Annotated in this window: 8 protein-coding genes; 7 read left to right on the top strand and 1 reads right to left on the bottom strand. The window is 39.1% G+C overall.

Annotated elements, in window-relative coordinates; genetic code table 11:
- The first annotated feature begins 97 nt into the window (after positions 1-97).
- The 7 genes from recQ to LAV82_RS18940 all read left to right on the top strand — a co-directional run bounded on the left by recQ (position 98) and on the right by LAV82_RS18940 (position 12,205).
- Positions 98-2,233: a DNA helicase RecQ gene (gene recQ, locus LAV82_RS18970; protein WP_013056957.1), complete on the top strand. Its 2,136-nt coding sequence runs from the start codon at positions 98-100 to the stop codon at positions 2,231-2,233.
- A gap of 115 nt (positions 2,234-2,348) precedes the next feature.
- Positions 2,349-3,725, top strand: a complete 1,377-nt coding sequence (locus tag LAV82_RS18965) for a sigma-54 interaction domain-containing protein (protein ID WP_013056958.1) — start codon at positions 2,349-2,351, stop codon at positions 3,723-3,725.
- Positions 3,726-3,942: 217 nt separating this feature from the next.
- Entirely contained in the window at positions 3,943-4,926 is a 984-nt protein-coding gene (speB, locus tag LAV82_RS18960) for an agmatinase (RefSeq protein ID WP_499716713.1), read from the top strand.
- An 82-nt stretch (positions 4,927-5,008) separates the two neighbouring features.
- Positions 5,009-6,457 (top strand): aldehyde dehydrogenase family protein, encoded by a 1,449-nt coding sequence (locus tag LAV82_RS18955; protein ID WP_098314912.1) that lies wholly within the window; start codon positions 5,009-5,011, stop codon positions 6,455-6,457.
- A gap of 20 nt (positions 6,458-6,477) precedes the next feature.
- Positions 6,478-7,839, top strand: a complete 1,362-nt coding sequence (locus LAV82_RS18950; protein WP_013056961.1) for a purine-cytosine permease family protein — start codon at positions 6,478-6,480, stop codon at positions 7,837-7,839.
- Between the two features lie 209 nt (positions 7,840-8,048).
- Positions 8,049-10,658 (top strand): helicase-related protein, encoded by a 2,610-nt coding sequence (locus LAV82_RS18945; protein ID WP_013056962.1) that lies wholly within the window; start codon positions 8,049-8,051, stop codon positions 10,656-10,658.
- Between the two features lie 626 nt (positions 10,659-11,284).
- A complete protein-coding gene (locus LAV82_RS18940) occupies positions 11,285-12,205 on the top strand; it encodes a 1,4-dihydroxy-2-naphthoate polyprenyltransferase (protein ID WP_182527507.1) in 921 nt (306 codons plus the stop codon).
- A gap of 41 nt (positions 12,206-12,246) precedes the next feature.
- Here the strand turns inward: LAV82_RS18940 and LAV82_RS18935 are convergent, their stop codons facing one another.
- Positions 12,247-13,422, bottom strand: coding sequence for an alanyl-tRNA editing protein (locus tag LAV82_RS18935; RefSeq protein WP_211078690.1), 1,176 nt, complete (start codon positions 13,420-13,422; stop codon positions 12,247-12,249).
- Positions 13,423-13,463: the final 41 nt, after the last annotated feature.

The raw sequence follows: 13,463 nt of genomic DNA, 5'->3' as shown, positions 1-13,463 counted from the left end.
TTCTTTTAAGATTTGGTAAAATAAAACCCTACGTTTTAATTCCTTCCGATAGATCCCTCAACTACTATTTCTACTTATTTTAAAGGAGGACGCTATTTTGCAGTTTGAACAAGCTTTAACACATTTACAGTCCTATTTTGGCTATGATTCGTTTCGAAAAGGACAGGAAGAGTCGATTCGTTATGTTTTAGAAGGGCACAATACCGCTTGTATTATGCCAACAGGAGGAGGAAAATCACTTTGTTATCAAATTCCTTCATTATTATTAGAAGGTACAACACTGGTAATTTCTCCGTTGATTTCCTTGATGAAAGACCAAGTGGACACGCTGAATGCAGCTGGTATTCCGGCCACGTATATTAACAGCTCGCTGACTCACACGGAGGTACAGCAGCGCTTAGAAGAAGTCGCACTTGGCGAATATAAGTTGCTTTATGTAGCGCCGGAACGACTGGAGTCTCCGCAGTTTTTAGAGCAGCTTCAAATGCTTCCTATCCCGCTTGTAGCGGTAGATGAAGCGCACTGTATTTCACAGTGGGGTCATGATTTTAGACCGAGTTACTTACGCATCAACGAACTGATCAGCAAGCTGTCTAACGCTCCGATTGTGATGGGGCTGACGGCTACGGCGACGCCTCAAGTGCGTGAAGATATTTGTCGAGCTCTTCATATTAATGAAGAGTACACGGTGATGACGGGATTTGAACGTGAAAATTTATCGTTCGCTGTGGTAAAAGGCCAGGATCGAATCAGCTATATCGAGCAGTATATCCGTAAAAATGACCAAGAAGCAGGAATCATTTATGCCGCTACGCGTAAAGATGTTGAAGAGCTTCATGCTAGATTACAAAAGTCAGGAGTTAATGTATCAAAATACCATGCTGGTATGAATGGGAACAGCCGTGACGAAGAGCAGAACCGCTTTCTGCAAGATGATGTGCAGGTGATGGTGGCTACCTCTGCCTTCGGAATGGGGATTGACAAATCAAATATTCGCTTTGTTCTTCACTATCAGCTTCCGAAAAATATGGAAAGCTATTATCAAGAAGCAGGACGTGCTGGTCGTGACGGACTTCCAAGTGAGTGTATCGTCCTTTATTCTCCTCAAGATATTCGCGTGCAGCGCTTTTTGATTGAACAGTCAACGTCAAATCCTAAAAAGCAGATTCAAGATCTTGAAAAGCTGCAAAATATGGTGAACTACTGTCATACAGAAGGCTGCTTGCAAGCGTATATTCTTCATTATTTTGGAGAAAGTGAAGCGCATGAGTGCGGCCGCTGCAGCAACTGTACGGATGATCGTGTGGAAATAGACGTAACGGTCGATACGCAAAAAGTATTATCTTGTATGATTCGTATGGGCGAACGTTTCGGTAAAATGATGATTGCTCAAGTATTAACGGGTTCACGAAATAAAAAAGTAGTTGATTTTGGTTTTGATAAGCTGAAAACGTACGGCGTCATGAGCGACCGGTCGGCTAAAGAAGTGAGCGATTTTATTGAGTATTTGATTTCAGAGCAGTTTATTTTAGTAGGACAAGGATCATTTCCTACTTTATCAGTAGCAGCGAAAGGAAAAGGTGTGCTTCTGGGCACGGAAAAAGTGATGAGAAAAGAACAAATGGAAGTGAAGCAAATTGTCCAAGACGACGAGCTGTTTGCTCATTTGCGTTCCGTTCGAAAGCAGCTGGCAGACGAAGCGGGCGTGCCTCCTTTTGTTATTTTCTCAGACGATACTCTTCATGATATGTGCGCAAAACTTCCGGTAACTCTTGAACAGTTCGCCACTGTAAAAGGAGTCGGAGAACAAAAACAAGAGCGATACGGAGAACGATTCACGACTGAAATCAAACAGTTTTGTGAGAAACATCCAGATCGAAAGCGAGAAGTATCTTCCCCTGCTCCGAAAAAAGCAAGAGCTTCATCAAAAGAAGGCTCTCACTTAATGACGTATGAGCTATTTCAGCAAGGGAAATCGTTAGATGAAATTGCTGCAGAACGTGAATTGAGCCGCATTACCATTGAAAATCATTTGTTTAAATGCGCAGAAGAAGAAAAAGAAATTGACTGGTCACCTTTTCTTTCAGAGGAGGACGAACAGCTTATTTTAGAAGCTGCTTTCTCAGTAGGCGATGAAAAGTTAAAACCAATCAAAGAAGAATTACCTGAAAACATTACCTATTTTATGATTAAAGTAGCGCTGTTTAAACAAAAAATGAAGCAGCTGTCTTAAACAAAAAGCTCCTATTTAAGGAGCTTTTTTATGTTGAATAAGGGAGTTTACTGATAAAATAGAAGATATAAATATTTGAAAAATCAGATTAAATAAAAAGGAGTACTGCACTGAGATGATTGAACGAGAGCTTGAAGCTATTTTGCATGCTTCTAACGACAATATCGTTATCACTGATGAAAAAGGGTGTATTTTACGAGCGAGTCAAAACTGCCGTGATATATACGGGTATGACGTGCCAGAGTTGGTCGGACAAACAGTATACGAATTGCAAGACCGCGGGATATTTTCACCTTCCGTTACGATTGAAGTGTTAAAGAAAAAGAAAGAAGTACAGCTGATGCAAAAAACAGAAACGGGTAAAGTTGTAATGGCAACCGGTATTCCCGTGTATGATGAATATCAGTGTATGAAAAGAGTAATTAGCTTTTCACATGATTTAACAGAGCTTCAGCGCTTAAAAGAAGATTATCAGCAGCTCGAAGTGAAAATGAAAACATATCAGCTAGAAATGGAAGAGCTTCGGGAACAGCAGTCAAATGAAATGGTCATACGAAGTCAAGCGATGAAAAAGGTATGGTCCATTATTAGTCGCGTGGCAGACAGCGATGCAACGGTTGTGTTGCTAGGTGAATCGGGTGTTGGTAAAACGGCTTTTGCGCGTGCTTTACATTATGGAAGTGAACGAAAAGAAGAGCCGTTTATTGAAATCAACTGCGGAGCCATTCCAGCTAGTTTGTTTGAATCTGAAATGTTTGGATACGAAGCAGGATCTTTTACAGGTGCAAGTACAAAAGGGAAAATAGGAAAGGTTGAATTAGCTCATAACGGCACGCTTTTTTTAGATGAAATAGGAGAGCTGCCTCTTGATATGCAAGTGAAGCTGTTAAAAGTGCTGCAAGAAAAAACAGTCACCAAAATTGGAAGTGAACGAGCCAAATACGTAAACTTCAGGCTGATTGTAGCAACAAATCAGCCGCTTGAGGAAATGGTCAAAAAAGGAACATTTCGCGAAGATTTATTTTATCGGTTACACGTTATTCCGATTACTATTCCTCCGCTTCGCGAGCGAAAAGAAGACATCGCGGCACTGCTTTATCATGTGTTACATAAACAAAATGAAAAATATAAAATGAAGAAATTTTTTCATGCAGAAGCATTAGATATATTGGTTGAACATCCGTGGCCCGGAAATGTGCGCGAGCTAGAAAATACAATTGAACGCCTTGTATTAACAACGGATGAAAACAGCATCTCGCCTAAAGACCTGCCGTTTTATACAGAAAAGATCAAAAGTGATAAAGAAGAATGGGAGACTCTTGATACGTTAACCTCTCAGGGAATGACCCTTCAGCAAGCGCTTGCAGAAGTGGAGAAAAACTGGCTGATTCGTGCTTATCGACAGTGTCAAACAACGTATGAAATGGCAAATGCATTAGGAATTAGTCAGCCTACGGTTGTAAGACGTTTACGAAAGTACAATATTAAATAAAGAAAATTTAATTCAAAATGAATTAACTGATTCCGTACTGAATCAGTTTTTTTGTTTTGATTCTATTATGAATTAAAAATCGTCCATAATTGCACGAAATAAGACGATAAAAATTGGCATGCATTTTGCATTAATAAAAAGTATCTAAATAAAAAGCGTCAGTATCTAACATGTTGACACGGCGCTAATGAATGAAACCCATTAGGAGGAATAAATCATGCCAAAATATCAGCCGAAAAATTCATTTGAATCTCCGCGTTTTTGCGGACCTCGAACATTTATGAGACTTCCGTATGTAGAACAAGTAAATTCGGAAATGGATTTTATTGTCTCGGGTATTCCGTTTGATTCAGGTCAATCTTTTCGAACAGGAGCACGTTTTGGACCGGAAGCTATTCGAGATTTCTCCATTTTGCTTCGCCCGTATAACCCAGAACAAAAGATTAATATTTTTGATTACATTTCAGGCGTTGACTACGGCGATTTGTCAGTTGTTCCGGGATATATTTTAGAAACATATAAAAAAATTGAAGAAGGGTTAACGCCGGTTGTGAATGAAGGAATTATTCCTATTTCACTAGGCGGTGATCATTCGATGACGCTCGGCGAACTTCGTGCCATCGCGAAAAAGCACGGGCCGGTAGCGCTTTTACAGTTTGATGCTCATTCTGATACGTGGGATAGCTATTTTGAACAAAAATACAATCACGGTACGGTATTTAGACGAGCAATTGAAGAAGGGTTAATAGACGTATCGCGATCGATTCAAATCGGTATGCGAGGCGGTCTGTACGGAATTGAAGATTTAGAAGATGCAAAGAACTTAGGTCTAGCTCTGTATACGACAAATGAATATAAAAAACTGGGCGTTGAAAGAATGCTAGATATTATTCATGAGCGTGTAGGAGAAGGACCCGTATTTTTATCGTTTGACATTGACTTTTTAGATCCAGTTTACGCGCCGGGAACAGGAACGCCTGAAGTATCGGGTGCAAGTATTGACGATGCGCTTCAATTCGTTCGTGGGTTAACAAATATTGATTTTGTCGGGTTTGATTTAGTAGAAGTACTGCCAGCTTATGACCATGGACAAATTACAGCAGCAGCGGCCGCTAATATTGTTTATGAATTTATCACGCTTATCGCGTTAAGAAAAAAAACAAAAGAAGAAGAAGCGCTGTTAATGAAAGCGCGCGACTGAATATAAAGAAGATGGTAAAAGTGGGAAGGTACTATTATCTTCCCACTTTTATATAAGAGTTCTCTATAGGGAGTGTTGGACTATGAACGGGCAAGTAAATGTAACAGTAGATAAAAAGCGAGCAAAACCATGTAAAAGAGAAATATTCAATCCAGCGACCAATAAGATCATAGCGGAAGTGTTTGATTCCTCGCTTCAACAAGTAGAGGAAGCGGTAGGTAAAGCGAAACAGGCTTTTGAACAGAGTGAATGGAAGAAAAATAAGTCACTGCGTGTAGAGGTGCTTACGAAACTAGCAAATTTATTAGAAAATGAAGCGAGTATATTCGCTGAAACAGAAACATTAAATACAGGCAAACCGATAAAAGAAGCGCAGTTAGATATTGAAGATACGATTAATTGTTTAAGATATTACGCAAATTTAATAGAAGAAAATCAGCCGTGGACAAAAGACATGTTCGACGATACAAACAGTAAAATCATTCAAGAACCTATCGGTGTATGCGCGCTAATCGTTCCTTGGAATTTCCCTTTGCTGCTTGGCATGTGGAAGCTGGCTCCTGCATTAGCAGCTGGAAACACGGTGGTGTTTAAGCCGTCAGAATTAACGCCACTTTCTTTTTTAAAGTTAGCTTCATTATGTGAAAAAGCTGGTATACCAGAAGGCGTGTTTAATTTACTTACAGGAGACGGTGAAGTGGGAAGTGCACTGGTTGAACACAAAGACGTAGCCAAAGTCTCTTTTACAGGAGGATCAGAAACAGGCAAACGTATTTATCAGCAGTGCGCAAAAGAGATGAAAAGAGTTTCGCTTGAACTGGGAGGGAAATCTCCGCTTCTTATTTTTGAAGACAGTGAAATTGATATTGCAGTAGACTGGACAATGTTTGGCTCATTTTTTAACCAAGGACAAGTGTGTGTAGCTTCATCTCGTATACTCGTACATGAATCTATTTATAAGCCGTTTCTTTCTGCTCTTATGGAGGCTGTTGCTGCTATAAAAATTGGTAACCCCTTAAGAGAAGAAACGGAGATGGGTCCGGTTATTAGCACGGAGCATCTGAACAAAATACAGGATTTTATCAAGTTAGGTCAAGAAGAAGGCGCGAATTTATTAACAGGAGGAACGTTAATTGACTGCGAAGGTGGAAACTATATAAAGCCGGCTGTGCTCGTCGATGTGGAGCAGCATATGAAAGTCGTACAAGAAGAAATATTCGGTCCCGTCATTACCGTTCAATCTTTTTCAAGTGAAGAAGAAGCCATAGTACTTGCCAACGGCACGAGATTTGGTTTAGCTGCAGGAATTTTAACGAATGATTTAATGAAAGCAGAGCGAGTTGCTGAACATCTTCAAGCGGGAACGATTTGGATCAACGGCTACCATACGCCTCATATTGAAACGGCGTGGGGAGGTTTTAAAGAAAGCGGCATTGGGCGGGAGTTAGGTCCATCAGGATTAGCTGCTTTTACTGAAACAAAACATGTGAATACAAATTCCAAGCTAGCTCGAGCCAATTGGTATCAATAAAAGTGAAAGGTGGAAAAGGAATGACAACAAAAAGTGGTCTCGCCCATGATGATGTGCAGCCGATTGCAACGAATAAAAGAAGTATGGGCTTCTTCTCTACATTTTCCATGTGGATAGGAGCCAATGTGGTAGTAACGACCGTTTTTACCGGAATGCTGTTTGTACCCGATATGACCTTTTTAAAGGCATTATTTATTATTGTGCTTGGCTCTTTAGTTGGTGCCATACCGCTCGTGTTGATGGGGAATATCGGAACTCGAACCGGTCTTCCAACCATGGTTTTGATGAGACCAGCTTTTGGGCAAAGAGGAGCTATGCTTCCTGCTGCTGTTAATCTTATTACATTAATCGGCTGGGCCTGGATTCAAGCCTACATGGCAGGGCTAAGTTTAAATCATGCCGTTACCTTTTTGACAGGTTACAGCAATATCAATCTATTTACAATTCTTACTCAAGTGTTGGTAGTAGCTATTTCTATATACGGACATAAAGGCATTGAAGCAACGGAAAAATTAGTAGCTACGCTTATGGTCATTTTAGCAACCGTTGTGTTTAGCTATTTGTTTATCGAATTTGATGCAGCAAAATTAATTCAAATGAAAGCAAGCGAAAATCCTGGTATTACAGGAATGTTAGCTTTTGATATTGTAGTAGCTACAGCTTTTACGTGGATTCCCATTGTTTGCGATTATAACCGAAACTGTAAATCTGAAAAAACGGGCATTGCGGGAACTTATTTAGGGTATAACGTCGCAACTCTAATTGCGATGGGGTTAGGGGCAACGGTTTCTGGCTTTTCAATTCTCGGAAATATGACGCAAACGTATGACCCGGTAAATTTAATTGGTGCATATAGCCCGCTGTTAGGGTTAGTAGCTGCCATCGTAATTTTTTTATCGGTGCTGTCAACCAACGTAATGGTATTGTATAGCGCGACAATGTCTTATTTATCTATTTTTCCAAAGCAGAGGTTCTGGATACCGGCACTAACCATGGGAGTTGTCACAGTTCTAGGTTCTTTATTAAAAGAGTGGTTAATGACAAATTTTCAAAGCTTTTTGCTTATGATCGGCGTATTGTTTATTCCTATTATTGCGATTGTTCTTGTTGATTATTATATCATTTGCCGAAAACACTATGACGTTTCAGCTATTTTAGAAAAAGAAAATAAACTATACTGGTATACAAAAGGCTTTAACCTTCGTGTGTATGTATCTTACATAATGGGGGCTGTATTTGCCTACTATTTTACGTACGTTCACCCGCTAGCCACAGGCGCAACAATCTTAGCTTTTTTATTTACAGGTGTTTTGCATGTATTGTTAACCAAACTTTCGCAGCTCTCAATCCCCTACTCAAAGGGAATCGACAGAAATGCTTAATATAATTTTAAATAGACTGAATTATCAAAAATAATCAAAAAGCTCCTATGTTAAAGGAGCTTTTTGTGTTAAAAATAGCTAAGAAATAAGCAAAAGAAGGAAGAAGAGAGGTTCTTGATCTAGCTAAAAATAAAGTAATAACATGTATTTGATTCTGTCAGGGGTCTTTCCTATAATAAATGTAGGAAAACTTTCCAAAGGAGAATTTTATGCTCGAATTAGAGACTATTCAAAGCAGTGCCATTGAAAAAACTAAACATACATTACTACAGGATATAAAAAACGTAATAGGTGAACAAGACGAATGTCCGGATTTTGAGACTTATTTAACAGACAGGCACTCTTTTATTAAAAAGGCCTGGGGGACTACGTGGAGAAAAGCAGTTGTTTCTTCTGTATCTAAAAAAAGCAGAAAGTCATATTTAACAGAGAAAGGCTTCGAGGTGAAAGGGTATAAACCTCAAGCTATAGATAAGTTATTTGCTAAAGAAACGAGAAAAGGTATAGAGTTTAATGCTTTTTCTTGGCTAGAAGAGCAATACGGAAAGGGCAATAAAGCGGAGTGGCTATCTCTATACGGAGAAGCAAGAGCTGAATTTGCCGAGAAAGAAGAAGAAAGAAAAGAGAAGGAACGACAGCAAAGTATTAATGATCGAAAAGCTAGATATCAATTACAGTTAAACTTAGAAGCAGCTCCTATTTTGGAAGTAAACAAAGGGCTGTATTACCTACATATAAGAGAACAGCTTTCCCATCAGCTGTCAAAAGACATTAAAACAAACTCAAAGTATATTGAAAACTATGCGCCGCATACGGAGCTTGAAGATGAATTAATAGCAAACGGCGATTTAACACGTCATGATTATGAAACGGTTAATGACTTTTTTCAAGAGCTCACCGGCGGCGTAAGCTCAGAATTAGACAGATATTCAACGATTATCTTGTTTGAAACGTATGAAGATGTATACGAGGTATTTATCACCGATAAGATTTATGAAATTATTCCAACTATGATTATGGATGACCTTCCTGCTTCATTTAAAGAAGAATATAAATCTTATACAAATGCTTCGGTAACACGAATGGATATTATAAAAGCACTTAGAAGTGATTTATCGGATTTGGTCTATGAATATAAAAAAATGCTTGTAGAAGAAAAGCTTTCTGATGTACTAGAAATTTCAGATCACAACTTGACGATTGAAGAGCATCAAGAGAGATATCAACAGCAACTGGAAGAAAGACGATTACAACAAGAACGTGAACGTGAGGAAAAGAAAAAGCTTATCGAAGAAGAACAACGACAGTTAAATTATATTTTTGGTGCAGAATACGAAATGGACCCAAGAAAAGAAACGGAATACATCCTTCATCTCGGTGATACAAACACCGGAAAAACGTATACGGCATTAAAATCATTAAAAAAAGCTGCTTCGGGTAGTTACTTAGCGCCGCTTCGCCTGTTAGCTTTAGAAGTTTTTGAAAAGCTGAACAAAGACAGAGTCCCTTGTTCGTTAAAAACAGGTGAAGAAGAAAAGATTGTTGAAGACGCTCAGCATATGGCCGGTACTGTAGAGATGTTTAGTGAATTAGAACATGGCGATGTAACCGTAATTGATGAAGCGCAAATGATTCAAGACAGAGACCGAGGGTTTTCATGGTATAAAGCCATCACTCGAGCTAATGCCAAACAAGTTCATGTTATCGGGAGTTTAAGCATTCGAAGTATGTTAGAAGAGATGTTAGACGGTGTGATCTCAGAAATTCATGAGTACGAAAGAGATATACCTTTAAAAGTAGATCTTCGAAGGTTCAAAATTGAACAAGTAAAACCCGCAGATGCTTTAATTGTTTTCTCGCGTAAGAAAGTGCTCCAGACAGCAGCTAAGCTAGAAAAAGATGGTCACAAAGTTAGCGTGATTTATGGAAGTATGCCGCCTGAAACGAGAAGAAAACAAATTGAGCAGTTCATTAATAGAGAAACAAATGTCATTGTGTCTACAGATGCAATTGGAATGGGGTTAAATCTTCCAATTAGACGAATTGTCCTTTTAGAAAACATGAAGTTTGACGGACAAAAGAGGAGATTGTTGACTTCTCAAGAGTTAAAGCAGATTGCAGGTCGTGCTGGAAGGAAGGGTCTCTATAATGTAGGAGAAGTTGCATTCGCTAAAGATGCAAAGCAAATGAGAGAACTGTTATTTTCAACAGACGAGCAAATCAGTAAATTTTCAATTGCGCCTACTTCAGATATGCTAAGAAGATTTAAAGAATATCATCATGACCTCGGAACGTTTTTTGACATGTGGGCTAAATTTAAAAATCCAAAAGGTACACAAAAATCAAACCTGGCACAAGAACGTGAGCTTTATGAGGAAGTGAAAGACACGCTGATTGAGGCGAAAATGCCCATTGTTGATTTATACGGCTACTTGCAGCTGCCGTTTTCAGCAAAAGAAAGCTCCTTGAAAAAGCAGTGGGTTGCCAGCATGAATGCGATTGTTAACAGAGAAGAGTTACCTGAACCACGGATGATAGAAGGTTCACTGGAAAAATTAGAGCTGTCTTATAAAGCAATTGGCCTGCATCTTTTATTTCTATATCGAATGGACAGAAGGCCAGAAGCTATTTACTGGGAACGTGTCCGAGAAGAGCTTACAGATAAAATCCATAACGTATTAAGAAAAGATATGAAAAAATTTAAAAGAACATGCAGTGCGTGTTCTAAAGACCTTCCTTGGAATCATGATCATGCGATATGCGATTCGTGTTTTCATAAAAGATTCCGCAGAAGGTATGGAGACGACGATTTTAATTAATAAGATGTAGTGATAAAAAAGAGGCTTGTATAAACGTATGTTAGTTGAAGGAAGAGGCTGGGACAAAAGTGTTTTAGCCGAAGTGAAAAACGAACCATTGATCAACATGTTTGATTAGTGATTCGTTTTTTTTATTATGGTGAACGTAGGTTTCATCTGTTTCGTTTCTTCTAGCAGTTGATTGGAGGGCAAGGCTAAGGCTCGTGCGGGAAAAGCATAAGTGGCGAGGAGGCTCAGCGGCCGCCCGCGGAAAGCGAAGCCTTGCATGGAAATCAACTGCGGTGTAACAAGCGGTTCAGCTCATGCATCCCATTTACTCGTCTTTAGATTGGATTCATTTCTTTATGTCTCAACCTTATTTTTCGGATAGGCTTTTTATCTTTTTCCTATGAATTTCTGCATCAAAGCAGATTTTTGTAGAAAAAAATCGGAAATGTATAAGCGGTCATCTTGTAAAAAGAGCAATAAATTATTATCATATAGAGTGGAACTGATATTTTAAAGAGTTCCGTGATTTTTTTGTTGGGCGGACGTGTATTGTATTAGAGTAAGTTTGCTATCATTCGTTATGTTAAAAGCAGCACTTTTAAATAGAGATACGGTTCGTAATAGAAGGGAAGAGGATGATGACAAGTCATAACAAAGAAAAAAAAGCTGCAGCCGAGCAGTACAGTAAAGGGAAGATTTTGTGGCAATTAACCCGTCCTCATACGCTAACAGCATCGTTTGTACCGGTTTTAATTGGAACAGTTCTAGCCATGTTTTATGGCCATGTGAACGTTTGGATGTTTCTTGCGATGCTTTTTTCATGTTTGTGGATTCAAATTGCGACGAACTTATTTAACGAGTACTATGATTTTAAACGCGGCTTAGACACAGAAGACTCTGTAGGTATCGGAGGAGCCATCGTCAGACACGGCATGAAACCGAAAACGGTATTAAATTTAGCACTGATTTCTTATGGAATTGCTCTTATTTTAGGTGTATATATATGTGCAAACAGCAGCTGGTGGCTTGCTTTAGTTGGATTAGTAGGTATGGCGATTGGTTATTTGTATACGGGCGGACCGCTTCCGATTGCATATACGCCGTTTGGAGAATTATTTTCAGGTCTTTGCATGGGCGCCATGTTCGTATTGATTTCATTTTTTATTCAAACTAATACCGTAACGTCTGAAAGCATCTTTGTATCACTTCCGATTGCGATTTTAGTAGGTGCGATTAATTTGTCTAACAACATTCGTGATATAGAAGAAGATACAAAAGGCGGACGACGTACCCTAGCAATTTTATTAGGTTCTAAAAATGCGATTAGATTTTTAGCTGCTTTGTTTGGCATTGCGTATATTTGGACCGTTGCATTAGTGGTATTCTTCGATATTAGCCCTTGGATTTTCTTAGTGTTTCTTAGTGCACCTAAGCCAATTCAAGCCGTACAAGCATTTGTACGCGGAGAGCTTATTGCGATGAAAGCAACCGCGCAAACAAATACGTTTTTTGGATTTACTTTATCAATTGGCTTATTAATTGGCTATTTAGTAAGCTGATTAAGTGGAAAAAGCCTGTCTTTTTAAAGACAGGCTTTTTGTTATGCTTCAGTTATTTTTTCTTTTACTGCGCTAATAAATGCGTTCATATTTTCAGAAGATGAAAAGCTGGCTTGGGCTTGTTTTGGTCCGCCGCCGCCTTTTCCATGGTAAAGTGGAAGCAGCTCTTTATAAAGTTCTCCGCATTTGACCCCACTGCCGCTGTGAGCCAGCAAAACTTTTTGATCACTTGAAAAAGAAAAAAGAAGCGTCGTATCAGGTGTTTGAAGAAGCTGCTTTGTCAAGGCTTGCACATCTTTTAGTGTGCGGTTTTCAAAGTGATGGTACAGAAATGAACCTTCTTTTTTGCTTTCTAATTCACTTGCTAAATAAGCTGCATTTTCATTTTTTAATTCTTCTAGTTGTTTTTGCAGCTCTTTTTGTTCAGTCTCCAATTTTTTTATGCGTTCTACAACTAATTCACGGCTTGTGCTGAATTTATTGCTAAGTTCTGCTACGATTTCTTGAGACTGCTGATAATCAGCTAATGCACGCATACCGCATTTAAAAAAGAGGCGTGTATTGCCGCGCTGCTTTTCTGTTTTCGTAAGTTTAATAAGGCCAAGCTCTCCAATTTGGTTTACATGAGTACCGCAGCAGGCAGAAACATCAATGCCTTCAATTTCCACGATGCGTACCACTTCGTCTTCTAGGTCGGGCACTTTGCGAAGCGCAAGAGTATGTAACTCTTCTTTCTTCACTTCGTACGTTTTAATGTGACGGTTGCTGTAAATAGCGTCATTTACAACTTTTTCAATGTATAATAACTGCTCATGAGATAATTGAGGTACATTCAGATCAATAGAGACTGCTTCGTTACCTAAATGAAAACTAACGGTGTGAATATCATATGTATCGATTAATAGAGCCGAAAGCAAGTGCTGTCCGCTATGCTGCTGCATGTGATCAAAGCGGCGATGCCAGTTAATTTCGCATGTGACGTTCGTTTGTGCAGGAAGCGTATTGACGATATGATATACTTCTCCATTTTCTTCATACACATCTTTCACGTCGATTCCGGCAATATTACCGTAGTCAGACGGCTGTCCGCCGCCTTCTGGATAAAAAGCGGTTTGTTTTAACGTTAATGCGTAGCCATTTGAAAGAGAGCGCGTCTCTATCACTTCAGTTTCCCACGTTTTTATGTAGGGGTTGCTATAATAAAGTCTTTCTGTCATGTTCATCATCCTTTCTAGTAAAACCATATCTAACTTTTTCT

Source organism: Bacillus sp. ILBB4, from assembly GCF_035064545.1.
Classification (GTDB): Bacteria; Bacillota; Bacilli; order Bacillales; family Bacillaceae_H; genus Priestia.
The sequence above is the reverse complement of the archived record's forward strand: the minus strand, read 5'-3'. Positions and strand labels throughout refer to the sequence as shown.

What these genes read in the sequence shown, in the direction of transcription:
- LAV82_RS18935 (WP_211078690.1), bottom strand. Translation starts at nt 13,422, where the DNA reads ATGACAGAAAGACTTTATTATAGCAACCCCTACATAAAAACGTGGGAA.
- LAV82_RS18945 (WP_013056962.1), top strand. Translation starts at nt 8,049, where the DNA reads ATGCTCGAATTAGAGACTATTCAAAGCAGTGCCATTGAAAAAACTAAA.
- LAV82_RS18940 (WP_182527507.1), top strand. Translation starts at nt 11,285, where the DNA reads ATGACAAGTCATAACAAAGAAAAAAAAGCTGCAGCCGAGCAGTACAGT.
- LAV82_RS18950 (WP_013056961.1), top strand. Translation starts at nt 6,478, where the DNA reads ATGACAACAAAAAGTGGTCTCGCCCATGATGATGTGCAGCCGATTGCA.
- LAV82_RS18955 (WP_098314912.1), top strand. Translation starts at nt 5,009, where the DNA reads ATGAACGGGCAAGTAAATGTAACAGTAGATAAAAAGCGAGCAAAACCA.
- LAV82_RS18965 (WP_013056958.1), top strand. Translation starts at nt 2,349, where the DNA reads ATGATTGAACGAGAGCTTGAAGCTATTTTGCATGCTTCTAACGACAAT.
- speB (WP_499716713.1), top strand. Translation starts at nt 3,943, where the DNA reads ATGCCAAAATATCAGCCGAAAAATTCATTTGAATCTCCGCGTTTTTGC.